General features: G+C 71.5%; 24 protein-coding genes. 7 read left to right on the top strand and 17 right to left on the bottom strand.

Features of this window, described 5'->3' with window-relative positions; all coding sequences use genetic code 11:
• Nucleotides 1–124 precede the first annotated feature (124 nt).
• Entirely contained in the window at nucleotides 125–742 is a 618-nt protein-coding gene (locus ACZ6WN_RS17795) for a CBS domain-containing protein (protein ID WP_465866384.1), read from the top strand.
• Between the two features lie 24 nt (nucleotides 743–766).
• Here ACZ6WN_RS17795 and ACZ6WN_RS17790 read toward each other — a convergent pair whose 3' ends face one another.
• The 5 genes from ACZ6WN_RS17790 to ACZ6WN_RS17770 form a co-directional block, all read right to left on the bottom strand.
• The gene (locus tag ACZ6WN_RS17790; RefSeq protein ID WP_465866383.1) at nucleotides 767–1,636 is read right to left on the bottom strand and encodes a carbohydrate ABC transporter permease; all 870 of its coding nucleotides are present in this window, start codon (nucleotides 1,634–1,636) and stop codon (nucleotides 767–769) included.
• Nucleotides 1,636–2,601, bottom strand: coding sequence for a carbohydrate ABC transporter permease (locus tag ACZ6WN_RS17785; RefSeq protein WP_465866381.1), 966 nt, complete (start codon nucleotides 2,599–2,601; stop codon nucleotides 1,636–1,638). Before ACZ6WN_RS17785 ends, ACZ6WN_RS17790 begins: the two co-directional genes overlap by 1 nt.
• Nucleotides 2,602–2,603: 2 nt before the next feature.
• Complete coding sequence (locus ACZ6WN_RS17780; protein ID WP_465866380.1) at nucleotides 2,604–3,971, bottom strand: ABC transporter substrate-binding protein; 1,368 nt, start codon at nucleotides 3,969–3,971, stop codon at nucleotides 2,604–2,606.
• A gap of 46 nt (nucleotides 3,972–4,017) precedes the next feature.
• A complete protein-coding gene (locus ACZ6WN_RS17775; protein ID WP_465866378.1) occupies nucleotides 4,018–5,697 on the bottom strand; it encodes a glycoside hydrolase family 13 protein in 1,680 nt (559 codons plus the stop codon).
• A 116-nt stretch (nucleotides 5,698–5,813) separates the two neighbouring features.
• Nucleotides 5,814–6,830 carry a LacI family DNA-binding transcriptional regulator gene (locus ACZ6WN_RS17770; protein WP_465866376.1) on the bottom strand — a complete coding sequence of 339 codons (1,017 nt, stop codon included), beginning with the start codon at nucleotides 6,828–6,830 and terminating at the stop codon, nucleotides 5,814–5,816.
• 89 nt (nucleotides 6,831–6,919) lie between these two features.
• On the opposite strand from ACZ6WN_RS17770, the gene ACZ6WN_RS17765 reads away from it, so the two are divergent.
• The 4 genes from ACZ6WN_RS17765 (at nucleotide 6,920) to ACZ6WN_RS17750 (ending at nucleotide 11,001) form a co-directional block, all read left to right on the top strand.
• Nucleotides 6,920–7,615: a FadR/GntR family transcriptional regulator gene (locus ACZ6WN_RS17765; protein WP_465866374.1), complete on the top strand. Its 696-nt coding sequence runs from the start codon at nucleotides 6,920–6,922 to the stop codon at nucleotides 7,613–7,615.
• Nucleotides 7,612–8,373, top strand: a complete 762-nt coding sequence (locus tag ACZ6WN_RS17760) for a creatininase family protein (protein WP_465866372.1) — start codon at nucleotides 7,612–7,614, stop codon at nucleotides 8,371–8,373. The genes ACZ6WN_RS17765 and ACZ6WN_RS17760 overlap by 4 nt, the downstream gene beginning before the upstream one ends.
• Before the next feature lie 100 nt (nucleotides 8,374–8,473).
• Nucleotides 8,474–9,454: a CE1 family esterase gene (locus tag ACZ6WN_RS17755; RefSeq protein ID WP_465866370.1), complete on the top strand. Its 981-nt coding sequence runs from the start codon at nucleotides 8,474–8,476 to the stop codon at nucleotides 9,452–9,454.
• Between the two features lie 5 nt (nucleotides 9,455–9,459).
• Nucleotides 9,460–11,001, top strand: a complete 1,542-nt coding sequence (locus tag ACZ6WN_RS17750) for an AbgT family transporter (protein WP_465866368.1) — start codon at nucleotides 9,460–9,462, stop codon at nucleotides 10,999–11,001.
• Between the two features lie 56 nt (nucleotides 11,002–11,057).
• On the opposite strand, the gene ACZ6WN_RS17745 is transcribed toward ACZ6WN_RS17750, so the two are convergent.
• From ACZ6WN_RS17745 to ACZ6WN_RS17725, 5 genes are all read right to left on the bottom strand, one after another.
• Nucleotides 11,058–11,711, bottom strand: coding sequence for a GntR family transcriptional regulator (locus tag ACZ6WN_RS17745; protein ID WP_465866367.1), 654 nt, complete (start codon nucleotides 11,709–11,711; stop codon nucleotides 11,058–11,060).
• A gap of 38 nt (nucleotides 11,712–11,749) precedes the next feature.
• Entirely contained in the window at nucleotides 11,750–12,760 is a 1,011-nt protein-coding gene (locus tag ACZ6WN_RS17740) for an isopenicillin N synthase family dioxygenase (protein WP_465866365.1), read from the bottom strand.
• A gap of 87 nt (nucleotides 12,761–12,847) precedes the next feature.
• Nucleotides 12,848–13,927, bottom strand: coding sequence for an isopenicillin N synthase family dioxygenase (locus tag ACZ6WN_RS17735; RefSeq protein ID WP_465866363.1), 1,080 nt, complete (start codon nucleotides 13,925–13,927; stop codon nucleotides 12,848–12,850).
• A gap of 80 nt (nucleotides 13,928–14,007) precedes the next feature.
• Nucleotides 14,008–14,868: an ABC transporter permease gene (locus ACZ6WN_RS17730; RefSeq protein WP_465866361.1), complete on the bottom strand. Its 861-nt coding sequence runs from the start codon at nucleotides 14,866–14,868 to the stop codon at nucleotides 14,008–14,010.
• On the bottom strand, nucleotides 14,865–15,653 hold the full coding sequence (locus ACZ6WN_RS17725; RefSeq protein ID WP_465866360.1) for an ABC transporter ATP-binding protein: 789 nt from the start codon (nucleotides 15,651–15,653) through the stop codon (nucleotides 14,865–14,867). Before ACZ6WN_RS17725 ends, ACZ6WN_RS17730 begins: the two co-directional genes overlap by 4 nt.
• Before the next feature lie 195 nt (nucleotides 15,654–15,848).
• Between ACZ6WN_RS17725 and ACZ6WN_RS17720 the strand changes: the two genes are divergently transcribed.
• Together ACZ6WN_RS17720 and ACZ6WN_RS17715 are read left to right on the top strand one after the other, a co-directional pair.
• Nucleotides 15,849–17,057: a substrate-binding domain-containing protein gene (locus ACZ6WN_RS17720; protein WP_465866358.1), complete on the top strand. Its 1,209-nt coding sequence runs from the start codon at nucleotides 15,849–15,851 to the stop codon at nucleotides 17,055–17,057.
• Nucleotides 17,054–18,406: an amidohydrolase family protein gene (locus tag ACZ6WN_RS17715; RefSeq protein WP_465866356.1), complete on the top strand. Its 1,353-nt coding sequence runs from the start codon at nucleotides 17,054–17,056 to the stop codon at nucleotides 18,404–18,406. Before ACZ6WN_RS17720 ends, ACZ6WN_RS17715 begins: the two co-directional genes overlap by 4 nt.
• Here the strand turns inward: ACZ6WN_RS17715 and ACZ6WN_RS17710 are convergent, their stop codons facing one another.
• The 7 genes from ACZ6WN_RS17710 to ACZ6WN_RS17680 are packed head-to-tail and all read right to left on the bottom strand — an operon-like array spanning nucleotide 18,407 to nucleotide 24,458.
• Nucleotides 18,407–19,444, bottom strand: a complete 1,038-nt coding sequence (locus ACZ6WN_RS17710; RefSeq protein ID WP_465866355.1) for a Rieske 2Fe-2S domain-containing protein — start codon at nucleotides 19,442–19,444, stop codon at nucleotides 18,407–18,409.
• Nucleotides 19,445–19,447: 3 nt separating this feature from the next.
• Nucleotides 19,448–19,678, bottom strand: coding sequence for a recombinase-like helix-turn-helix domain-containing protein (locus ACZ6WN_RS17705; protein WP_465866354.1), 231 nt, complete (start codon nucleotides 19,676–19,678; stop codon nucleotides 19,448–19,450).
• 37 nt (nucleotides 19,679–19,715) lie between these two features.
• Nucleotides 19,716–20,678 (bottom strand): PDR/VanB family oxidoreductase, encoded by a 963-nt coding sequence (locus ACZ6WN_RS17700; RefSeq protein ID WP_465866352.1) that lies wholly within the window; start codon nucleotides 20,676–20,678, stop codon nucleotides 19,716–19,718.
• A complete protein-coding gene (locus ACZ6WN_RS17695) occupies nucleotides 20,675–22,378 on the bottom strand; it encodes a thiamine pyrophosphate-binding protein (RefSeq protein WP_465866350.1) in 1,704 nt (567 codons plus the stop codon). The genes ACZ6WN_RS17700 and ACZ6WN_RS17695 overlap by 4 nt, the downstream gene beginning before the upstream one ends.
• 10 nt (nucleotides 22,379–22,388) lie before the next feature.
• The gene (locus ACZ6WN_RS17690) at nucleotides 22,389–23,174 is read right to left on the bottom strand and encodes an SDR family oxidoreductase (RefSeq protein WP_465866349.1); all 786 of its coding nucleotides are present in this window, start codon (nucleotides 23,172–23,174) and stop codon (nucleotides 22,389–22,391) included.
• A 15-nt stretch (nucleotides 23,175–23,189) separates the two neighbouring features.
• Nucleotides 23,190–23,930: a 3-oxoacyl-ACP reductase family protein gene (locus ACZ6WN_RS17685; protein ID WP_465866347.1), complete on the bottom strand. Its 741-nt coding sequence runs from the start codon at nucleotides 23,928–23,930 to the stop codon at nucleotides 23,190–23,192.
• Between the two features lie 3 nt (nucleotides 23,931–23,933).
• A complete protein-coding gene (locus tag ACZ6WN_RS17680) occupies nucleotides 23,934–24,458 on the bottom strand; it encodes a cupin domain-containing protein (RefSeq protein ID WP_091047114.1) in 525 nt (174 codons plus the stop codon).
• Nucleotides 24,459–24,509 lie beyond the last annotated feature (51 nt).

Here is a 24,509-nt window from a genome sequence, read left to right as displayed (position 1 = left end):
GTGACGAAGGTCCTGTCGTGGGGCCCGAAGGTCTCCTGCGGACGGGACCTTGCGCTCATGACCGCTCTCGCAGGCTCGACAAGGCTCTCCCCATGGCAACCGAACCCTCGACCCGGAGTTGAGCATGCTGGTCCGAGAGATCATGACCTCGTCCCCCGTCACCGCGCGGAGGGACACCCCCGTCAAGGAGGCGCTCGCGCTTCTTCGTGACCATCGCATCACCGCGATGCCGGTGGTGACCTCCACGGGACGACTCTGTGGCGTCGTCGCCGAGATCGACCTGATCCGCGACCGCGTCCTGCCGGACCCTCGCGCCCACGTCCTCTCACCGGATCCGGTGACCGACCTGCCCCCGGCGTACGTCGAGCGGGTGATGAGCCCGGTGACCGTCGCCGTCCGCGAGAGCGCGGAGGTCTCGGTCGCCGTCGACGTCATGGCCGAGCGGGCGCTGAAGAGCCTGCCGGTCCTCGATGACGACGACGTCCTGGTCGGGGTGATCAGCAGGAGCGACGTGGCGGCCGCCCTCGCCCGGGACGACGACACGCTGGACAAGGAGCTGACCACGCTCATCGCCAAGCTCGGGCATCCCGACTGGCTCGTCGTGGTCGCCGACGGGAGCGTCGTGATCAGCGGGCCGAAGACACCGAAGGACCGCGCCCTCGCCGAGTCCGCCGCAGCGACGGTCACCGGAGTCACCCGGGTACGCATCGACCAGCCGGAAGTGTTCAGCACCGAGGAGTGAGCCCACCACCGGCCACCCCTCGACCTATCCCTTCACCGCCCCCTCCAGCCCCTCGCTGCGCAGGAAGAGCCGCTGGAAGAGGAGGAAGAAGAGGATCGGCAGCGTCGCGGAGATCGCCATCGCGGCGAGCAGGACCGAGAGGTCGGTGGTCGGCGCGATGGACGGCAGCCTGACCGCGATGGGCTGCTTGGCCGGGTCGGGCAGCACGATCAGCGGCCAGATGAAGTCCTTCCACGCGGCGAGCACGGCGAAGACCGACACCACCCCGAGCACCGGTCGCGACATCGGCAGGACCACCGACCAGAACAGCCGGTACGGCCCGGCGCCGTCGATCCGCGCTGCGTCCAGGATCTCGCGGGGCAGGCTGTCGAAGAACCGCTTCATGATCACCACGTTGAACGCCGAGGCGCCCGCGGGCAGGAAGGCTCCGGCGTACGTCCCGACCAGCGACCAGCCCACGACCGGCAGGCTGAGCACGGTGAGATAGAGCGGCACCAGCAGCAGCACGATCGGCACGAACATGGTGGCGAGCACGGCTCCGTAGAGGGCGCGTCCCAGCCGCGGCCGCAGCACCGAGAGCGCGTAGCCCGCGGTGGTGGCGACCACCACCTGGACGGCCCAGGATCCGGCGGCGATGACCACCGTGTTGACCAGGTAGGCCGACAGCCCCAGCTCGGTCCATGCCTGCGACAGGATCGAGAGGTCCGGCCCGTTCGGCCACACCTCGATCGGCGAGCGCAGGGTGTCCTGGGTCGGCGTCACCGCCGACTTCGCCAGCCACAGCAACGGCCCCAGGCAGACCACCACCAGCACCAGCATCGTCGCCAGCTGCACGCCGCGAAGACCCCAGCGCACCGAGGTACGCCGCCGGTCGAGGGAGGAGACGAAGCTCATCAGTCGCTCCATCCGCGAGTCAGCCGGAAGTAGGCCCACGACAGCAGCGCCAGCCCGACCGCCATCATCAGGCTCAGCGCGGTCGCCGAGCCGTAGTCGCCACCGCCGGTGGTGCTGCCGAAGGCGTACTCGTAGATCAGCAGGAGCAGCGTCAAGGAGGCGTGCGAGGGCCCACCGCCGGTGAACAGGTAGGGCTCCAGGAAGACCTGGGCGGTGCCGATGATCTGCAGGATCAAGGTGATCAGCAGCACCGGGCGCAGGTGCGGGAGGGTGACGTGCCAGACCTTGCCGAGCACGCCCGCGCCGTCGGCCGAGGCGGCGTCGTAGAGCTCCTGCGGCACCGTGGTCAGCGCCGCGAGATAGATGATCACGGTGCCGCCGGCCGCGGCCCAGGTCGCCTCCATCACGAGCGAGGGCAGCACCCAGCCCGCCGACTCCAGCCACGGCACCGGACCGAGTCCGACCCAGCCCAGGATCGTGTTGAACACTCCCCCGGCCGAGGCGTCGTAGAAGGTCTTCCACAGCAGCACCGCCACCGCGGGCGGCACGACGACCGGCAGGTAGACCAGGCAGGCGTAGAGGCCGCGCAGCCTGCGCAGCGAGCTGAACACCACCGCCATGACCAGCGGGATCGGATAGCCGAAGACGAAGGCGATCGCAGCGAAGACCGCCGTGTTGCGCAGCGCCACCGGCAGCAACGGATCGGTGAGCACGGCGCGGAAGTTGTCCAGCCCCACCCACTCCGCGGGCCCGACGAGGTTGGTCTCCTGCAGGCTCATCACCACGGTCCGCGCGATCGGCCACCACGAGAACAGCCCGAAGACGAGGAGCATCGGCAGCAGGAAGACCAGGGTCGCCGCGCTGCCGCGCCACCAGCTCGTGAGCCGGGAGGTCAGGGACGTACGCCGGTGAGCCGGCCCTCGCACGAGGGCCGGCTCACCCACCCGGGACAGGTCGACGGCCACCCTCACCCCTTGTCCAGGATCTGCTGGACCGAGGCGTCGGCATCCTTCAGCAGCGCGGGGATGTCGGCGTTCTCGTCGCTGAGCACCTTCTGCACGACCGGGTCGAGCGCGCCGTACACGGCCTGCGTCTGGGCGGGCGGCTCGGCGACGAGCGTGAGGTCGAACATCCGCGAGGTGTAGCCGGTCATCTGCTCCAGCGGCACGTTGACGTAGTCCTTCACCCAGCCCTGGTAGGTCGTGTAGGACGCCTCGTCGAAGATCGGGAAGGTCGGCGTCCCCACGGGCTGCTCGGCCGCCGTCTGGGTCTTGGCGTCGGCGACGGCCGCGTCCTCGTCGGTGTACTTGCGGACCCGGTAGAAGTCCGCCCACGCCACCGCCGCCTCGGCCTCGGCGTCGCTCGCCTTGGCGCTGACGACGTTGACCGAGCCACCGCCGAGCGCGCCGGCCTCGGCCGAGTCGCCCATCGGGACCGCGGTGAGCCCGTAGGTCTCCGGGTCGATCGCCGCGGTGGTGACCAGGGAGTTGTAGACGTCCGAGCCGCTGATGAACATCGCGACCTTCCCCGCCGCGAACGCCTGGTTGATGCTGTTCCAGTCGTAGGCGGTGTTGCCGGAGAACGACTTGTCGGTCCAGCGCATGTCGTGCAGCAGCTGCAGCGCCTGCTCGGTCTGCGGGTTGTCGACGGTCGCGGTGAACGTGTCACCGTCCTGCGTCTCCATCCGCCCGCCGAGGGCGTACGTCAGGGTCGTCAGGATCCAGCCACCGGTGTTGCCCGTGGTCATCTCGGCATAGCCGGTGGCGCCGGTGCGGTCGTGGATCTGCTTGGCGGCCGCGCGCAGCTCCTCCCACGTCGTCGGCGGCTTGTCGGGGTCGAGACCGGCCTTCGTGAACAGGTCGCGGTTGTAGTGCAGCGCGTTGGAGTAGACGTCGGACGGCAGCCCGTAGACCTTCCCGTCGGTGCCCTGCGCGGCGGCCAGCACGGTCGGGTTGAGCTGGTCGAAGTAGGGCAGCTCGCGGACCTCGGCGTCGACGTCGGCGACCTGTCCGCGCTCGACGAGACCCTTGGTGTCGGTGAACGGCACCCGGAACGAGATCGGCAGCGTCCCGCCGGCGAGCTGGGCCGGGAAGGTCTGCGCGTTCCACTGCCACTCCACCGGCTTCACGGTGATGTCGGGATGCTCCTTGTGGAAGGCCGCCGCCTGCTCCTTGACGGCGTCGATCGTGGCCTGCTTGTCGCCGGGGCGCCAGCCCTCGACGGTGATGGTGACGCCGTCGCCGTCGTCCGACGTCTCGCCGCAGGCGGCGAGCGAGCCGAGCGCGACAGCCGCGACCGCGGCGAGCGCGACGCTGCGCAACCGAGTGGTTCTCATGGTCTGTCTCCTCCGATGTGGTGGTGGGGTCTCGAGGTGATGGGTCTCAGGTCGTGGGCCGCAGCCAGACCGCGGCGTCGGGGACCAACCGGCCCGCCTCGAGCGGCGAGCTGGCCAGCCAGACGTGGTCGCTGCTCGGCAGCTCCACGGGGGTGTCGGTCAGGTTGACCACGCAGGCGAAGTGGAGGCCACGGCGGAAGGCGAGGATGCCGGGGGCCGTGTCGATCCAGCTGAAGGCACCGGTGACGAGGTCGGGGTGCGTACGCCTGATCAGCAGCGCCATCCGGTGCAGCGAGAGCATCGAGCGCGGGTCGGCCGACTGCGCCTGCGCGGTCAGGTGCGCCCAGCCCTCGGGCTGGGGAAGCCAGGTCTTCACGCCCGGCGGACCGAAGCCGTAGGGCGGCCGGTCCCCGCTCCACGGCAGCGGCACCCGGCAGCCGTCCCGGCCGGGGTCGACCCCGCCGCTGCGAAAGTGCATCGGGTCCTGGACCCGGTCCGGCGGGATGTCGGCCTCGTCCAGGCCCAGCTCGTCGCCCTGGTAGAGGTAGTACGCCCCGGGCAGCCCCATCGCCAGCATCGCCGCCGCCCGCGCCCGCCGTTCGCCGAGGGCTCGGTCGGTCGGCGTGCCGAAGCGCTTGGTCTCGAACGAGAACGCCGTGTCCGCGCGGCCGTAGCGGGTCACCGGACGGGTGACGTCGTGGTTGGAGAGCACCCAGGTGGCCGGTGCCTCGGCCTCGCCGTGCACGCGGAGCGTCGTCTCGATGGAGGTACGCAGCGCCTCGGCGTCCCACGGCGCGGTCATGAAGTCGAAGTTGAACGCCGCGTGCAGGACGTCGGGGCGCAGGTAGCGGATGAACCGGGCGGTGTCGGGGAGCCAGACCTCGCCGATCAGGGCCCGGTCGGTGCCGTACTCCTGGGCGATCCGGCGCCAGCCACGGTAGATCTCCTGGAGCTCCTCGCGGTCGACGTAGGGGTGCTCGCCCGGTCGCGGGTCCACGGGGACGTCGGGGAGGTCCGGGTCCTTGGCGAGCAGGGCGGCGGAGTCGATCCGGATCCCGGCGACGGCCCGGTCGAACCAGAACCGCAGGATCTCCTCGTGCTCGCGGCGTACGTCCTCGTGCTGCCAGTTGAGGTCGGGCTGCTCGGCGGAGAAGAGGTGGAGATACCACTGCTCGGGAACGCCCTCGGGCGACGTCAGCCGCGTCCAGGCGGGGCCTCCGAACTCCGAGGTCCAGTCGTTGGGCGGACGCTCGCCGTCGGCACCGCGGCCGTCCCGGAACCAGAACCGCTCGCGTTCGGGGGCGCCGGGCCCGGCCGCGACCGCGGCCCGGAACCAGCGGTGCTGGTCGGAGACGTGGTTGGGGACGACGTCGATGATCGTGCGGATGCCGAGCTCGAGGGCGTCCTGGATCAGCGCCTCCGCCTCGGCGAGGTCGCCGAAGACCGGGTCGATCGCGCGGTAGTCGGCGACGTCGTAGCCCCCGTCGGCCATGGGCGAGGGAAACCACGGGGTGAACCAGATCGCGTCGACCCCGAGGTCGCGCAGATAGGTCAGCCGCGCTCGTACGCCGGCCAGGTCACCGGTGCCGTCGCCGTTGGCGTCGGCGAAGCTGCGCGGGTAGATCTGGTAGATCGCCGCGGAGCGCCACCAGTCGGCGGGGCGCTCGGTGAAGACCGGGAGCGCGGCCGGTGCCGGTTCGCTCCGTCGAGGTTCCGTGGCGGTCACGGGCACTCCGTTCTCTGCGACTCACGTTCGTGTGACAGCCGTCACCCTGACGGCGTGCAGCGACCGTAGAGCCAGGCGCAGAAGCCGCGCAAGAACTTGACAGAGCGTAATTAATTTCAGGACTTTGCGCGCCGACTTGCAGGACCGGTCGAGCGCCGGACCACCAGCTCGCCCTCGAAGAGGAGCTCGTCGACCGGCCCGAGCGTGCCGTCGATCTGGCTCACCAGGAAGTCGACCGCCGCCCGGCCCATCGCCTCGATCGGCTGCCGGATCGTGGTCAGCGGCGGGTCGGTGAAGGCCATGAAGGCCGAGTCGTCGAAGCCGATCACCGACACGTCCGCGGGCGTCGAGAGCCGCGCCCGCCGCACCGCCCGGACCGCACCCAGCGCGAGCGGGTCGCTGGCGCACACGATGCCGGTCGCGCCCTGCTCGATCAGCCGCGCCGCGGAGGCCTGTCCGCTCTGGAGCGAGTAGAGGCTGCGGACGACCAGCTCCTCGTCGAAGCGCACGCCGGTCCGCTCGCAGACCGCACGGAAGGCGGCCAGCTTGCGCTCGGAGGGGACGTGGTCGCGCGGGCCCAGCACCAGCCCGATCCGCTCGTGCCCCAGCGCGATCAGGTGCTCGGCAGCCTGCTCCATCGCATCGGCGTCGTCACAGACCACCCGCGGAAAGGGCAGGTCGATGGCCGCGTTGATGAGCACGACCGGGAGGTTGCGGCCGGCCAGCCGGTCGTAGTGGGCGTGGTCCGCATCCCGCTGGGCATAGGTGCCACCGGCGAAGACGACGCCGGCCACCTGCTGCTCCAGGAGCAGGTCGACGTACTCCGACTCGGTGACGCCGCCGGCGGTCTGCGTGCACAGCACCGGAGTCAGACCCTGCTGGGCGAGATGCGCGCCGAGGACCTCCGCGAGCGCCGGGAAGATCGGGTTCTGCAGCTCGGGCAGGACCAGGCCCACCAGCCTGGCGCGCTCCCCGCGAAGCTTCACCGGCCGCTCGTAGCCGAGCACGTCGAGCGCGGTCAGCACCCGCTCCCGGGTGGCCTCCGAGACCCCCGGCTTGCCGTTGAGCACCCGGCTCACGGTCGCCTCGGAGACCTGGGCACGGGCCGCTGCGTCGGCAAGACGTCTACTCATGGACGCAAGAATATAACTGCTTTACGCAAGCTGTCTGCAAGCGTCGGCGTCCTTGACGCGCAATTCAATAAGTGATTTAGTCACTTTCTGTGACCAGCAACACAACATCGCTCTCTGAACGCATCGCCGACGGGATCGTCGCCATGATCGAGGCCGCGGGCCTGGAGCCGGGCGACGCCCTGGCCTCCTCGCGCGAGCTGGCCAAGCGGTTCGAGGTGACCACACCGACGATCCGGGAGGCGCTGCGCCGCCTGGAGGCCACCGACGTGATCCGCTTCCGGCACGGGTCGGGCACCTACGTGAGCGGCGGGGTGAACCGGCGGCTGCTGGTCAACCCGCATGTCTCGGAGTCACGCAGCGAGTCGGTCCTCGAGCTCCTCGACGCCAGGATCGTGCTCGAGCCCCCGGTCGCGGCGGCCGCGGCCGCCGCGCGCACCGAGGACGACCTGGCCGCACTGACCCTCTCCGCCGACAACTCGCTGAAGCCGCAGTACGCCGACGAGCGGCCTGAGCTGCACTTCCACGTCGCGCTCGCCGGCGCCTCGGGCAACCTGCTGCTGCGCGAGACCGTCGAGGCGCTGCTCCAGGTCAGGGCCCGCGACCAGATCGAGATCCGGCACCGCTACACCGACCGCGACCGGGACCACGCCGACCACGTCCGCATCGTCGAGGCCGTACGCGACGGCGACCCCGACGCCGCAGCCGCCCTGACCCGCGAGCACCTGCTCGCGATCCGCGAGGCGATCGCGGCGACCCTCGGCACCGACCCGGAGCAGGCCCGATGACCGCGCGGCTGGCGGAGATGACGACCCTCGAGGCCGCCCGGGCGGCCGAGGACGGGACGGTGGTGGTGATCCCGGTCGGCGCCTTCGAGCAGCACGGCGCCGGGCTGCCCCTGGCCACCGACCAGATCCGCGCCGAGGCCCTCGCCGACGCCGTCGCCGAGGCGCTTCCGGGCAAGGTCGTCATCGGTCCCGGCGTACCGGTCGGCGTCTCGCCCCACCATCAGGCCTTCGCCGGCACGGTGAGCCTGCGCCCGGCGCTGTTCGCCGCCCTCGTGCGCGAGTACGTCGAGTCCCTGGCCGCCCACGGCTGGCGCCGCTTCCTCGTGGTGACCGGGCACGGCGGCAACAACGCGACCCTCGGCACGCTGGCCCAGGACCTGCTGCGCGACCGCCCCGACCTGGAGCTCGCCTGGACCCCGGTGACCGTGCTGGCCAAGGACAGCGTGGCGGGCATGGAGCTGAGCCAGGTCTCCGGTCACAGCGGCGAGGCCGAGACCGCCCAGATGCTGCACATCGCCCCCGATCTCGTACGCCGCGACCTGCTCGCCCCGGGAACCACCTCGCCCGACCAGCTCGACCCCTTCGCCCGGCTGGCCCGCTCGGTGAGCCACCCCGCGGTGGCCCTCCCCTACGACCGCCTCTCCCCCACCGGCGTGCTCGGCGACCCACGCCGCGCCACCGCCGAGGACGGCCGCGCCATCCTCGCCGAGGCCACCGACCGCATCGTCGCCTTCATCAAGGAGTGGCTCGACACCTAGGCCACCCGCCCCTCTGCTCGGGACCCGACCGGGACGCACACCGCGTCGCCGGGCGATCCAGCACACCCGAAAACGCACCGATCCGCCCCAAGGAGCACCCATGTCCCCACGACAATCCCGCCTCCTGGCTCCGGCCGTCGCGGTCGCGGCCGTGGCCGCGCTGTCCCTGGCACCGACCGCCACCTCCGCCCTGACCCGCGCCTCGGCCCAGGACCGAGCGGTCGCGGAGCGCCCCCCGGCGCCCTGCACCGAGCCCACCGAGCAGGAGCCCGACAGCAGCCAGAAGTACGAGCTGACCAGCGGCGACCTCGAGCGCAGCTACGTGCTCCGCCTGCCCGAGGGCTACGACCGGCGCGCGGACTGGCCGCTGGTCCTCGCCTACCACGGCCGCGGCAGCACCGGCGTCGAGGTCGAGGGCTTCTCCGAGCTCTCCGACCTGCCCGCCGTGGTCGCCTATCCCGACGGCGCGATCGGCACCGGGTCCGGCTACCGCAAGGCCTGGCAGGGCGCGCCCTATGAGGCCCCGGGCGTCGACGACGTCGCCTTCACCCGCGACCTGCTCGCCGCGATCGAGGCCGACCACTGCATCGACACGACCCGCGTCTATGCGACCGGCAAGTCCAACGGCGCCGGCCTGGCCGCCCTGCTCGCCTGCCGGCTCCCGAACACCTTCGCTGCCGTCGCCCCGGTCGCACCTGCGCTCTATCCCGGCGCCCGGACCGGCTGCGCCGAGGCGCCGCCGACGCCGATCCTGGAGATCCACGGCGTCGCCGACGCGACCATCCCCTACGCGGGCGACGCCGACCGCGACCTTCCCGCGATCCCTGAGTGGGTCCAGGGCTGGGCCGAGCACAACGGCTGCACCACCTCCACCACCCGCACCCGCCGCGACATCGCGACCACCCGGTGGACCGGGTGCGACCAGGACGCCGAGGTCCAGCACGTCGCCGTCGACGGCGGCGGCCACGTCTGGCCGGGCGGCGACATCTACTCCGGTGGCGGCCACGTCACCCACACCATCGAGTCCGCGACGGTGATCTGGGACTTCTTCTCCCGCCACCGCCTCACCAGCGAAGGGTGACTCCCATGACCAGCACCACGACTCCCACCAGCAGCGACAGGCTGCCGTGGATCATCCGCGCCATGGGCGTGATCGAGCGCGTCGGCAACGCCCTGCCGCACCCGTTCTGGCTCTTCTGGATCCTCGCCGCGATCCTCGCGGTGATCAGTGCGATCTGCGCCGCCGCCGGCGTCTCGGTCATCTCCCCCGGAGACGGGGAGGAGGTCGTCGTCCAGAGCCTGCTCAGCGGCGAGGGCCTGGCGATGGCGGTCTCCACGATGGTCTCCAACTTCGCCGAGTTCCCGCCGATGGCGACCATCGTCGTGGTCATCATGGGCGTCGCGGTCGCCGAGCGCACCGGGTTCCTCACCGCCGCGATGAAGACTGGCATCTCCCGGGTGCCCGTCGGCTGGGTGGTCTTCGCCGTCGCGTTCACCGGGACGGTCGCCCACGTGGCCTCGGCCGCGGCGTACATCATCCTGGTCCCGCTGGGCGGCCTCGCCTTCCGGGCCGTGGGCCGCTCCCCGATCCTCGGGATCGTGGTCGCCTACACCGCGATCGCCAGCGGGTACGACGCCAGCCCGATCCCGACGCCCAACGACGCGATCTTCGCCGGCATCACCACCGCCGCGGCCCAGATCGTCGACGAGAGCGCGTACGTCTCCCCCGTCAGCAACTGGTTCTTCAACATCGCCTCCTCGCTCCTGCTGGCCGCGGTGATCACCCTGATGACCAAGTTCGTCCTCTCCAAGCGGCCCGACCTGGACGCGGACGAGGACGCCGACGACGGCGACTTCGGCTCCCTCGAGCTCGACGGCCGTGAGCGCCGGGCGCTGCGCTGGTCGCTCCTCGCCCTGCTGGCCGCGATCGTGGTGGTCGCCGCCGTCGTGATCCCGCCGTCGTCTCCCCTGCGCGGCGAGGACGGGTCGCTGACCGAGTCGCCGTTCCTCACCGGCATCGCCGCGATCGTCGCGGTGCTCTTCGGCCTCGCCGGCACCGTGTACGGCACGATGTCCGGCGCGATCACCAAGGCCGGTGACGTGCCGGCGCTGATGGGCCAGGGGATCAAGCAGATGGCGCCGGTGCTGGTGCTGTTCTTCGCGATCGCCCAGTTCCTGGCGTACTTCGAGTGGTCCCACCTCGGCGACGTGCTCGCGGTCAACTCCGCCGAGGCCCTGGAGACCAGCAACATCCCGGTGTGGGTGGTCTTCCTGCTGGTCCTGGCGCTGCTCAGCGTCGTCAACATCATGGTCACCAGCGGCTCGGCGATGTGGTCCATCGCCGCACCGGTCCTGGTGCCGATGCTGATGCTGCTCGCGGTGCCGCCGGAGACCACCCAGGCGCTCTTCCGGATCGCCGACTCCGGATCGACCGCGATCACCCCGATGAGCCCCTACTTCGTGATGGCCCTGGGCTTCCTGCAGCGCTACCGCAAAGACGCCGGCATCGGCACCCTCGCCTCCTACACGCTGCCGCTGGCCATCGCGATGAGCCTGGCCTGGACCGCGCTGTTCTTCCTGTGGTGGGCGCTGGGGATCCCGCTCGGCCCGGGCGCTCCGGTCCGCTGACCGATCTCGGCCGGGCGACCGTTGCCCGGGTCAGCGACAGCTGACCCGGGCAGCAGTCACTGCCGACGGCGGTGGCGCCGCATGCGCACCAGGAGCGAGGCGACATGGGACGACGCCGCCTGCGCGGCGGCCGCGGCGTCGCCCACCTCGATGGCCTCCACGATGCGGCGATGCTCGGCGAAGGCGAGCTCGCGGTTGCGCAGGTCGGCCCAGAGCCCGGAGTTGTAGAGGTGGGCCTTGGTGTCGAGGCGGTGGAGCGCGTCGCTGAGGATCGGGTTCTGGGCGAGATCGCGTACGGCGGTGTGGAACTCCAGGTCGAGCCGGGCATCGGCCAGGTTGTCGCCGGGGTCGGTGAGGTTGGCCGCCTGCTTCTCGAGGAACGCCGTCAGCGCGGTCACGTCCGCCGCGGTGGCTCTCAGGGTCGCCTCCCGGGCGGCCAGGCCGTCGAGCTGCTCCCGCACCGTCATCACCTGCTCGATCGTCCGTTCGTCGACCTCGACGACCCGCGCCCCCGCGTGCGGCACGTTGACGGCGAGTCCCTCGGCGATCAGGCGTTGGACCGACTCCCGCACCGGGCTGCGGCTGACATCGAGCTGGGTGGCGAGGGCAGGCACGCTCAACGGAGCCCGCGGCGGCAGCTGGCCGGTGAAGATGAGGTCCACCAGACGGGCGTAGACCGCGTCGCCGAGCAGGCCGCTTCCTGACGTCATCTCACTCCTCACCGGTGCAGCGAGCACCACGGCATCGGTCACCGCTTCGGGCCAGCGTAGTTGGCCGCGACCCGCTGGCGGAGATACTCAGCCGCGGTGATCGAGGGGTACGTCCCGCCCGGCGGCGTGATCATCACCTCGCCGTTCGCCTGGGCGAAGAAGGGGATCGAATAACGCGACCCGGCGTACTCGCCCGCTCCCGGCACACGCACCCGGTGGAAGTTGGAGAGCAGCTGGTCATCGCTCCAGCGCATCAGCATGTCGCCGATGTTGCAGGTGATCGCGTCGTCGCCGGGAATCACCGGGGTCCACTCCTGGGCGTCGGCCTCACGGCCGGGGCAGACCTGGAGGCCGCCCTGGCCGTCCCGCTGGAAGAGCAGGGTGAGGCAGTCGAAGTCCGTGTGGGCACCGGCTCGCCACGTACCGGGCAGGCCGCGGAGCTCCTCGGCCAGCGGGAAGTAGTGGATGAGCCGGAGGGTCGAGGCGTAGGAGGCGCTGGTCGGGTCGTGCGCCTCGGCGAAGAAGTCGCGGTCGAAGCCGAGCTTGTCCGCGAAGCAGGAGAGCACCTCCATGGCCACGGCCCAGCAGCGCGACTCGAAGTCGAGGGCGAAGGCACGGAAGCCCGGCAGTGCCTCCTCGGCCGGCCACATGCCGTCCATCCGGGACCGGGTGATCTGGTAGGACTCCTTCTGGTCGGGGACTCCGACCGAGGGACGCACCTGGGTGGAGAACTCGTAGCCGACGTTGTCGGCCTTCTTCAACGGCAGCGACTCCTTCTCCTCGCGCGGCAGGTCGAAGAACCGGGCCGACCAGGCGAACGCCTCGTCGACCAGGTCCTGCGGGATGCCGTGGTCGACGAGCTGGAAGAAGCCGATCTCGGTCGCGGCGGTCCACAGCTCCTCGGTGACCTCCGCGCGGCGGGTGGCGAGATCGGCGAGGGAGATCCGCGGGATCGTCCTGTCGGTGCGCTCGACACCGAGGTCGCCCATCCGCGCCTCCTTCTGCAGCTCGGCGAGCTCATAGCTGGGTGAGCCAGGGGTGGTCGTCATCGTTCTCTCCTGTTGGGTTGGCCGCGCAGCTGCGCGGTGTGCCCCGGGACGCTGCTCGTCTGGGCAAGTCGATGGGTGGTGGCGGAGTCAGCTCGCGTCGGCGGCCGCGAGGAACCTCGCCGCCTCACGCTCGGCGCCGGCCGGCGAGGCACCGGTCTGCAGACCGGTCTTGAGCCCCGCGACCTTCGCCGCGATGTTCTCGGCGACGGTGATCGGCGGGTAGCCGCTCTCGCCCTCGGCGAGCATGCCGGGAAGCGGCTCGATGACGGCGTCGAAGTTGCCGTCGAAGAAGAACGCGGCCGAGCGGCGGCGGATGATCCGGCCGTCGACCACCGGCGGGTTCACCCGGTGCAGGGTGGACTTCCAGCGGTCGTTGGTCCACCTGGCCATCGCGTCGCCCAGGTTGATCAGGAAGGCGCCGTCGGCGGGCATCACGTCGTGCCAGGTCTCGCGACCGGTGCCGTCCTCGCCGAGGACCTGCAGCCCCGCGACCTGATCCGCCCAGAGCACCGTGAGGATGCCGAAGTCGGTGTGAGCCCCCATGCCCATCAGCTCGCCCGCGAGCTCGATCTCTCCCTCGGGCAGGATGTAGTTGTTCATCTTCAGCGCGTCGATCGAGTGATCGACCAGGGGGTCGAAGTGGTCGATCGGCAGGCCCAGGCTCTCCGAGCACGCCCGCAGGAGCACCCGGGACAGGTCGGTGATCGCGCCGAGGTAGGTCTCCACCGCGCCTCGGAAGCCTGCCGCGGCGTCCGGCCAGGTGTTGGCCGCATAGCTCTCCTCAGGCAGCTCGATGCCGGCGTACCAGTCACGTTCGGCGCCCACGGTGAAGGCCTCGTAGAAGTCGTTCATCATGTTCGCCGGCGCGACGCCGAGGCTGTTCGAGAGGGACTCCGACTTCGGCGGGGCGTACCCACGGTTGGCGCCCGGGTCGCGCCGGTACTCCTTCTTGGTGGCGAGGTCGAGCGCGAAGAGCTCGTCGAGCGCGCTCTTCAGGCCGGAGACCGCGGCGTCGTCCACCCCGTGACCGACGATCTGGAAGAACCCGACCTCGCGGCAGGCCCGGTCGATCTCCCCGGCCACGCGGGCACACGCGGGGTCGGTGCCGGCGCTCGCGCCGGGGAGGAGGTAGGGCGAGAGGTCGATCGTGGGGACGTGGAAGTTCATCGGTGGCTCCTCGGGACGGGGGCGGTCGGTCGGTCCGGTCGGTCGGTCCGGTCGGTGGGGAGGGGTGCGGAGCGGGCGGCTCAACGGCGCTCGCCCGAGCTGTGCCAGCGACCGACCGCCGCACTGCTCAGTGCGGTGAACACGGTGAACACGGCGATCCCGAAGAGCGAGGCCAGCAGGATCGCGGCGATGAGGTCGTAGCTGCGCAGCTGGGCGCGGAAGGCGTTGATCAAGGTCCCGATCCCCGCCTCGCCCTGGGCGAAGAACATGTCGCCGATGATGGCGCCGATGACGACCTGCCCCGAGGCGATGCGGAGGCCGGTGAGGATCGAGGGCAGCGCGGCGGGAAGCTCGAGCCGGACCAACCGCTGCCAGCCGGAGGACCTACCCAGGTCGAAGAGCTCGTGCAGGCCACGGTCGACCGAACGGAAGCCGAAGTGGGTGTTGGTGATGATCGGGAAGAGCGCGATCAGCACACACACCACGACACGGGACGCGGTGGAGTAGCCGAGCCAGAGCCCGATCAGCGGCACGATGGCGAGGATCGGCACGACCTGGAGCAGGACCGCGTACGGATAGATCCCCCGCTCCAGCCAGCGCGCCTGGTTCATCACCGCACCGACGGCGACCCCGATGACGGCTGCACAGACGAAGCCGAGGCCCGCGACCCTGGCGGTGACCGCCAGGCCCTCCAGCATCGGGTTCAGATGCGCCGGGTCGGCCAGCGACATGCTCCACACCTGGTGTGGCGGTGGCAGCAGGAACCGTCGCTCGGGGCTGAGCAGGAGATAGCTGACTCCGTACCACACCGCGACCCCCGCCAGGGCCGCGGCCGCGGGCACGATGCTCGCCCCGCCCAGCCGGAGCAGGCCACGCCGGAGGTCGCCCGGCATCGCCGAGGAGGCCCGCCGGACGGGGGTGGTCACGGTCGCGGTGGTCATCGGTCCCTCCGAAGGTGCTCGGCGATCGTTCGGACGCGGTCCACGTAGGCGGGCTCGAACCGGAGCTCGGGGCCTCGCGGGCGGGCCAGGTCGACGTCGACGACGGCGGCGATGCGGCCCGGCCGGGGCGACATGACCACGACCCGGTCGGCGAGGAGGACGGCCTCGTCGACCGAGTGCGTGACGAAGAGCGCCGTGAACCGCTCCCGGTCGTAGAGGCTCAGCAGCTGCATCTGCATCTCCTGGCGGGTCAGCTCGTCCAGCGCTCCGAACGGCTCGTCCAGCAGCAGCACCTCCGGTTCCAGGGCCATGGCGCGCGCCAGGGACACCCGCATGCGCATGCCGCCCGAGAGGCTCTTGGGCAGCTGGTCGGCGAACCCGTCCAGACCGACCGCCGCCAGCGCGGCGGCCACCCGCTCCTTGCGGAGCGCTGCGTCCATGCCCGCGAGCTCGGTCAGCAGCGCGGCGTTGCGGCGGACCGAGGCCCAGGGCAGCAGGTTCGGCTCCTGGAAGATGAAGCCGACCGACGGCGAGCCGACCACGACCGCCCCGCTCGTGGGTCGCTCCAGCCCGGCGGCCAGTCGCAGCAGGGTCGACTTGCCACAGCCCGACGGGCCGACGATCGCGACGAACTCGCCCCTCCGCACCGGCAGCGACACGTCCTGCAGGGCGACGGTTCCGGTGGCGTACGCCATCGACACCTGCTCGAACGACACCTGCTCGGCATCGCTCAGGTGGCTCGCACCCACGCCGCCGGTGGTGTCCACGACACGCGTTCTCGCCATTGCTCCTCGATCCGGTCATGGGAAGCCAGCTGGGCGCCCCGGTTGGCATCCATCGTCCGAGTTACATGTAATCCGTCGCAAGAGATCGCCTGTGAAGTTCTTGTTACATGCAGCGACGTGCTCTTGCGGCACCGTCGTCGCTCGGGTCAGCGTTACGCACATCCCGCTGTGCTCCGACGTCCGAAAGAGATCCCGATGACCCCCCATGCCTGGACCCGGCCCAACCCGCCCGACCTCCGCGCCCGACGTACGACCGCACGTCTGGGTCTCGTGGGACTGGCTGCCCTCGCGGCCATCTCGACCCTGACCGCATGCTCCTCCGACGCCGAGAACGTCGCCGGGGACGCTCTCGTGGCAGCCACCGGCGCCCAGCGGCTCGACGACGTCTGCGGCAAGAGCGTCGTGGTGCAGCTGCAGTGGCAGCCGCAGTCCGACATGGGCGCGCTCTTCCAGCTGCTCGGCCCCGACTACCAGGTCGACCCCGAGACCAAGTCGGTGAGCGGCACCCTGGTCGCGGACGGCAAGGACACCGGGGTCGACCTCACGCTGCGCGCCGGCGGGCCGGCGATCGGCTTCCAGTCCGTCACTTCCCAGATGTACGTCGACGACGGCATCGACCTCGGCCTGGTGCACTCCGACCAGCTGATCGCCGCGGCCGGCGAACAGCCGGTGGTGGGGGTGACGCCGCTGCTCACCCACTCCCCCGCCATCCTGATGTGGAACCCGGACACCTACGGCAAGGACTTCTCCCTGACCGAGCTGGCCGAGAGCGACGCCACCGTGGTGGTCTCCCCCGAGCAGGCGTTCCCCGCCTGGCTGGTCGCGAAGGGGTACGCCACGAAGGCCCAGGTCGACACCAGCTACGACGGCAACCCCGCCCGCTTCGTCGCCGAGCCCACGATCGTGCAGCAGGGTTTCGCCAACTCCGAGCCCTACACCTACGAGAACGACACCCCGGCGTGGAACAAGCCGGTCGGGTATCAGCTCCTCAAGGACGTCGGCTACGACCCGTACGCCTCCAACCTGTCGGTCCGGGCCGACCGGCTCGAGGAGAAGGCTCCCTGCCTGGAGCGGCTGGTGCCCCTCGTCCAGCAGGCGAGCGCCGACTACGTCACCGACCCGCAGGCCACCAACAAGGTGATCACCGACGTGGTCGCGGCGGACTCGACGTACTTCCCCTACAGCATCGGCGAGGCCGACTACAGCGCGAAGCTCCTCGCCGAGGAGGGGCTGATCGAGAACGAGAACGGGGTCCTGGGCGGCTACGACGCCGAGCGGACCAGCTCGTTCGTCGAGGAGGTCGCGCCGATCATCCGCGCCCAGGGCAACTCCGTGCCCGAGGACGTGAAGGCCGAGGCCCTCTTCACGGCCCGGTTCGTCGACGACAGCATCAAGCTGCCGTGAACCTCGACCTGCGCTCGGGCGCACCCACGACCCACCCGGCCGCCATCACCGACGTCAGCGTGTGGTCCGGGACGGCATGGGTCGCACATCGCGACGTCGTCCTCCGCGACGGAGCCGTCGATGCCGTACGCCCGCACGACCCGGGACGCAGCTGGACCGGGTCGAGGATCGACGGGTCCGGTGCCTACCTCGTGCCCGGCTTCACCAACACCCACACCCACCTCCAGCAGGCGCTGTGCCGCGGGGTCGGCGAGGGGCAGCCGCTCCTCGCCTGGCTGCTCGCGGTCGGCGAGTCCATGGCGGCGACCACGCCCGAGCGCGCCTACGCGGCCGCGGTCTCCGCCGCGCTCGAGGGTCTGCTCTCCGGGACGACGACGCTCGTCGAGCACGGCTGGCCGCACCGCGACCCGGAGATCCTCGAGGCCGTACGCCGCGGCCTCGAGGACGTCGGGGTCCGGGCCGTTCTCGGCGTCGGCGTCGCCGACCGGGCCGACCCCTCCCGCAGGTGGGGCATGGACCCGCGGTTGCTGAAGCCGCTGGAGGAGACCCTGGCGGACGTCGACGCGTTGCGCGCCCGGCTCGCCGGGTCGCGTCTGGCCCCGGCGCTGGCGGTGCCGAACGTACGGTGCCTGACCACCGAGGGCATGAAGCAGGTCCGCGCCTACGCCGACCAGCACGGCCTGACCACGATGATCCACCTGGCCGAGACGGGCATCGACGACGCCATGTGCCGTGAGCACGTGGGTGAGGAGGCCATCGACGTGCTCGCCGGTGGTGATCTCCTCAGCGAGCGGCTGCTCGCCGTGCACGGCGTCGAGCTGACCGACCGGGCCGTCTCGGCACTCGCCGCCGCCGGCGCCTGCGTGTCCTGGAACCCGGTCTCCAACATGCGGCTCGGGTCGGGGGTCGCGCCGGTCGAGCGGCTCCTCGATGCCGGAGTCGCCGTCGGCCTCGGCGTGGACGGTGCCGGCTCGAACGACCGCCAGGACATGCTCGAGACGATCCGTACGGGCGCCTATGTGCAACGAGCAACCCACCGGCGAGCCGACATGTTCGACTACGCCACCATGATGGGGCTGGCCGTCGACGGTGCCGCCACCGCGCTCGGCGGGACCGCACCGGTGGCGGCCGGCGGCGTGTACGAGGGACGTGCCGCGGACCTGGTGCTGATCCGCTTCGAGCGGGACTTCGCGTGCCTGCCCGTCACGGATCCGGGAGCCTCGCTGCTGACCACCGGCACCCCGCGCATCATCGACACGGTGCTCGTGGCCGGCGAGGTGCTGGTGGCCGGCGGACGCAGCACGCGGATCGACACCGCCGGCCTCACCCGAGCACTCCAGGAGGTCTGATCAGCTGACGCCCGCCGGCGCGAGCGCCGCCGCCTGCTCCTCGGCGAGCTTCTTGTAGAGCCGGCGGAGACGCACGACACCGAGGTCGTGCTGGTAGAGGTTCTCGGCCTGGTCGGCGTCCTCGGCCATCGCCTCCAGCATGACCCGGTCCTGCTCGAGCACGTGCCAGTGCCGGGCCTCGAGCTTGGTCCGGTAGAGGAAGCGCCACACGTCGCGCTCCCAGCCGCTGACCTTGCGGTAGCGCCAGAAGAAGACGGCGGTGGTGCCGGCGTCGATCGGGGTGCCCATGCCGACGATGCCGAAGGAGCCGCCGGGGCCGGCGGTCGGCGGGTACGGGATGGAGAGGTCGACCCAGTCGATGCCGGTGCGGCAGAACTCGACCCAGTCGAAGTTCACGCCGCGCTGGTCGGTCTTCTCGAAGAAGAAGCCGCGGTCGGTCTCGCGGATCCGGAACCTGGCCTCGACATCACCCCCGAACATCGAGTGCGACTCGCGGTGCAGGAAGGCGCCGTGCATCGGGTCGAGCAGGTTCTCCATGGCGTAGCGCCACGGGGTGTCCCACTCGGCGTAACAGAGGAACGAGGAGACCTCCTCGTCCACCAGCGGGTCCGGGAGCGCGACCGGAGCCGGGTCGGGGTGCTGCTCGTCGCCGATGTAGGCGAGGATCGCACCGCCCAGCTCCTGCAGCGGCGGGCTCGGCACCAGGGTCTTGCCCTCCAGGTTGCACCCGGGCAGCCCCGGCACCGAGACGACCTTGCCGGTGCCGTCGACCTGGACGCCGTGGTAGGCGCAGGCGATCTTGCTGCCGAGGTGCTGTCCCTGCGAGAGCGGGGCGCCCCGGTGAGGACAGCGGTCCTCGAGCATCCGCAGGGTGCCGTCGGACTCCCGGAACAGCACCCAGTCGATCCCGAGCCGGCGCACCTTGTGGACGCCGCCCTGCGGCACCATGTCGGAGGGGCAGATCGCGTACCACTGGTTGCGCAGGCCGGTCGCGAGGATCTGGTCCGCGCTCAGCTGTCGTTTGACCATCGGTCCCATGGCTCAGTCCTCCTGCTTCCCCGCCGCGGCGAGCTCGGCGATCGCTGTCGTGAATCCCTCGGCGGTCCACGGACCGCCGCCGGGAGCCGGGATGCCGAGCTCGTTGAGCCCGTCGACGAGACCCGGCAGGTCGTGCCGCCCGCCACCGAAGACCTCTTCGATGGCACCGGCGAGCTTGGTCTCCCACGGGGTCGTCTCGGCGACCGCCGCCTGGACCGGCGCTAGATAGCCCATTGCTGTGTTCTCCCTCGTGTGCAGTCGGTACGGCGCATCAGATGTCGAGCGCCAGCTCGGGGGTCCGCGCCCGGGAGACGCAGATCATCATGGTGGAACCGGTCGCCTGCTCGGTGTCGCTGAGCAGGGAGTCGCGGTGGTCGGGGGTGCCGGCGAGCACCTTGGTCTCGCAGGTGCCGCAGATCCCGTCGCGGCACGAGCTCGAGACCGTGATCCCGGCGCTTTCGAGGGCGTCGATGACCGGTACGTCGGCGGGCACCTGCACCACGCGACCGGAGCGCCGGCAGTCGACGGCGATCGGCTGCTCGCCGTCGGGGTCGACGTCGATCTGCTTGGCCTTGAAACGCTCGACCTGCAGGGTCCCCTCGGGCCAGCCGGCGGCGTGCTCCTCGACGGCGGCCAGCAGCCCCTCGGGTCCGCAGCAGTAGACCAGCGTGCCCGGCTCCGGCGTCGGCAGCGCGGCGGCCAGGTCGAGCCGGCCGTGGGTCTCCTCCGGGATGACCGTCACCCGGTCGCCGTACGCGGCCAGCTCGTCGAGGAACGCCATCGAGTCCTCGCGGCGGCCGCCGTACCACAGCTCCCAGTCGGTGCCCTGCCGCTCGGCCTCGGTGAGCATCGCGAGCAGCGGGGTGATCCCGATGCCGCCGGCGACGAAGACGTAGCGCTCGGCAGGGAGGAAGTCGAAGTTGTTGCGGGGGCCGACCACGCGCAGCCGGTGGCCGGGGCGCAGCCCTTCGTGGACGTACTCCGAGCCGCCGAGGGCGGCCTGCTCGCGCAGCACCGCGACCCGGTAGCTGTCCCGGTCGGCGGGGTCGCCGCACAGCGAGTACTGCCGCACCAGCGACCCCTTCAGGGTCAGGTCGACGTGGGCGCCCGGGCTCCACTCCGGCAGCGGGCCGCCGCCGGGGTGGACGAGCCGCAGCGAGAGCACGCCGTCGGCCTCCAGGGTCATCTGCTTGACCAGGAGCTCCAGCTCCTGCTCCTCGGTGGCGAGACTCATGACGACCTCCTCGTGGTCGGGTCGGGAACCTTGACCGGTGGCGTGAACGGCCGCGGCATCGGGCCGAACGAGGCCAGATCGACCTCGACGAGCACCGGTCCGCGCCGGGCGACGGCCCGCCCGAGCTCGGGCGCGGCCTCGGCGGCGGTGCCGATGCGCTGGTACGGCAGCCCGAGCGCGCCCGCGAGCGCGGCGAAGTCGGGGGTGGTCAGGTCGACGCCGGCGCGGTCGACGCCCCGAGCCTCCTGCATGTTGCGGAGCACGCCGTAGCCACCGTCGTTGAAGACCAGCAACACCAGCCACGGCCTCTCCTGGGCGAGCGTGAGCAGCTCACCCAGATGTACGGCCAGGCCACCGTCACCGGCGATGACCACGGTCGGCTCGTCGTGGCGCCCCATCGCCGCGCCGAGCCCCATGCCGAGGCCCTGGCCGATGCCACCGCCGCGGGGGAAGACGTTGTCGCGGGGGTCGTAGACCTCGAAGAGCCGGTTGCCCCACGACGAGGACGCGATGGTGACGTCCCGGGCGAGCACCGACCGGCGCGGCAGCGCGGAGCGCAGTGCGTCGGCGAGCACGGCGTGGTCGCCGAGCCCCTCGCGCTGGGTGGCACGTACGTCCTGGCGTGCCCGGGTCACCCGGGCCCGCCAGCTCTCCCCCACCCGCCCACGGCCGCGCTCGCGCACGGCGGCGGTGATCGCGGGAAGCACGTCGCGGGCGTCGGCGGCCACGCCGGCGGCGATCGGGAAGACCCGCCCGAGCGCGGCCGGGTCGAGGTCGACCTGGACGTGCACCGCGGGCAGGACGAGGTCGTAGTCGCGGGTCTCGTTGGAGCGGAAGTGGGTGCCGATGCTGAGCAGCAGGTCGGCCTCGGTGAGCAGCTCGCCGCCGCCGGGCGTGGCGCCGTAGTTGCCGACCACGAGCGGGTGGTCCTCGGGGACCGCGCCGCGGCCGGAGTTGGAGGTCAGCAGGCCGGCGCCCCAGGTCTCGACCAGCTCGGTCAGCTCCGCGCCGGCCTCGGCGACACCGCCGCCGGCCCAGATGACCGGCCGCTCCGCGGCGAGGATCAGCTCGGTCAGCGCGTCGAGCTCAATGGGCGATGCGACCGGCTCCTCGGTATCCTCCACGACCTCGACGACCTCGCGCTGCGGCAGGTACTGCAGGTCGATGGGCCACTCGACGCTCACGGGGCCGCCGGCACGCCCGCGCCCACCGAGCGCCCGGTCGACGGCGGCACGCAGGATGCCGGCCGACTCCTCGAGCGAGGGCACCGTGACGGCGTCGAGCGAGACAGCCCGGAGCATGCCGAGCTGGTCCTTGGTCTCGTGGATGAAGCCTCGCCCCGAGCCGAGGTGGGCCGACTCGACCTGGCCGGTGACGTGCAGCACCGAGGTGGCCGAGCTCAGCGACTCGATGAGCGAGCCAGCCGCGTTGCCGGCGCCCGTGCCGGTGCTGGTCAGCGCGCAGCCGAGGCCGCCGGTCGCCCGGGCGTAGCCGTCGGCCGCGTTGACGGCGCTCGCCTCGTGCCGGACCGGCACGAAGCGCAGCTCGCGCGAGACCGCCTCGACGAGCGGCAGGTTGTGGACGGAGATGACACCGAAGACGGTGTCGACGCCCACCTCGCGGAGCACCGCGACGAGCAGGTTGCCGCCGTCGGCGTAGGTCACCACATCGGGTGCGGGGGCGGTGGTCAGGTTGGTCATCTCGGTCTCCTCAGGCCACGTAGCGGGCAACGCCGCCACACACGTCGAGCGCCGCGCCGGTGACGTACGAGGCGCGCGGGGACAGCAGGGTCACGACCATCGCGGCGACCTCCTCGGCCCGGCCGAACCGGCCGAGCGGGATGCCGCGGTCGGCGGCGAGGTCGCGCTCGAAGGCTTCGTACGAGGTCGCGTTCTCGTCGGCCTCGAAGCGCCGGCGCCACTGGCCGGTGTCGATCAGCCCGAGGCAGACGCTGTTGACGCGGATGTCGGGTGCGTACTCGGCGGCCATCGACTTGGTCAGGTTGAGCAGGCCGGCCCGCGCGGCCGAGGTGGTGACCAGCCGCGGCTCCGGCTGGCGGGCGAGCACCGCGTTGATCGTGACGATCGCGGCGGCGTCGGAGGCCCGCAGGTGCGGAAGCGTCGCGCCGGTGACGTTCAGGACACCGCCGAACTTGAGGTCGAGCTCGTCGCGGAAGTCCGCGACGGTCGCCTTGTCCAGCCCGAGCATCCGGGACTGGCCGGCGTTGTTGACCAGCCCGTCGATCCCGCCGAACCGGGCCACCCCGGCCTCGACCAGTGCGGCGACCTGGTCGGCGTCGCGTACGTCGCAGCTCATCGCGAGCACCCGGTCGGCGGGGGCGCCGAGGTCGGCGAGCGCCTTCTCGAGCACGTCGAGACGGCGGGCGCAGGTGATGAGGTTCGCGCCCTCCTCCAGGAGGGCGGCGACGGTCGCGAGACCGACGCCGGAACTGCCGCCCGTGACGAGCACGGTGCGATCGGCGAGATGGAGATCCATGGTCTGTTGGTCCTGTCAGTGGAAGACGAAGCCGCCGTCGACGACGAGCTGCTGGCCGGTGATGTAGGCGGCCTCGGGGCCGAGCAGGAAGGCCGCGGCTCCGACGACGTCGGCGGGTTCCTGGTCCCGGGTCAGCGCCCGGTTGTCGCGGTAGAGCTGGTGGCGGTGCTCGGGGATCTGCTGCGCGGCCTCGGTGGTGGTGAGGCCGGCCGCCAGGGTGTTGACGGTGATCCCGTGCGGGCCGAGGTCGCGCGCCATCGCCCGGGTCAGCGCCGCGAGACCGCCCTTGGAGGCGATGTAGTGGGCGAGGTTCGCCGAGCCGTAGAGCGCCGAGTCCGAACCGATGTTGAGCACCCGGCCGCCGCCCGCCTCGATCATCCCGGGGACGACCTCGCGGCTGACCAGCCACGGGCCGCGCAGGTTGACCGCCATCAGCGAGTCCCACTCGGCGGGGTCGATCTCGTGGACCGGCTTGCCGCCGACCCCGTCGGCGCGGGCGGCGTTGTTGACCAGACCGTAGACCGGCCCGGTCTCCTTCACCATCGCCCGCACCGAGGCGTGGTCGGTGACGTCGACCGGGACGGTCGAGACGTCGTGGCCCTCCTCGCGGAGGGTGGCCCCGGCCGCCTCCAGCCAGTCCTCACGGATGTCGGCGAGCCAGACCCGGGCACCGGCCCGGGCCAGGCGCCGGGAGATCGCCAGCCCGAGGCCGCGACCCGCGCCCGTGACCAGAACCGGTGCACCGTCGAGACTCATCGGTCAGTCCCGGGTGACGCCGTGCATCGCGGAGGTCTCCGGGTAGGTCGGGACCTGCGGCTTCTGGGCGCCGATGATCACGCAGAAGAGCGCGTCGGTGTCGCCGTTGTTCTTCAGGCTCCGCGGCACGCCGGCCGGCACCACGATCATGTCGCGGTAGCCGAGGGTGCGCTTGACGACCTGCCCGTCACGGTGCACGCCGACCTCGACCTCGCCCTCGAGCACGAAGAAGGCCTCCTCGGCGTCGTGGTGGGTGTGCTCGGGGCCCTCGCCGCCCGGGGGCAGCAGCATGTTGGAGAAGGTGAAGCCCTGCGACTTGATGGTGCGGTTGTCGTTCTCGTGGTTGCCGGTCGCGCCGGAGCCGACGTAGCGGACCTGGGCGCGCTTGAACTGGTCGCCGGCCTTGGCCTGGAAGCCGAGGGTGTCCCAGTCCTCGTGGCGGGAGGCGCGGGTCAGGATGATGGAGTCGGTGAACTCCTCCAGGCTCTCGGCCGTCTCGTAGGTGAGGGGCTGCTGGGTGATCGACATGGGTGGTTCCTTTCGTGCGGTGTTTCGTTCTCGGGTGGATTCAGGGGAACG

This window comes from Nocardioides sp. NPDC054178 (assembly GCF_055585005.1).
Note: the sequence above shows the minus strand (reverse complement) of the source record. Positions and strands in the feature narration are given on the sequence as shown.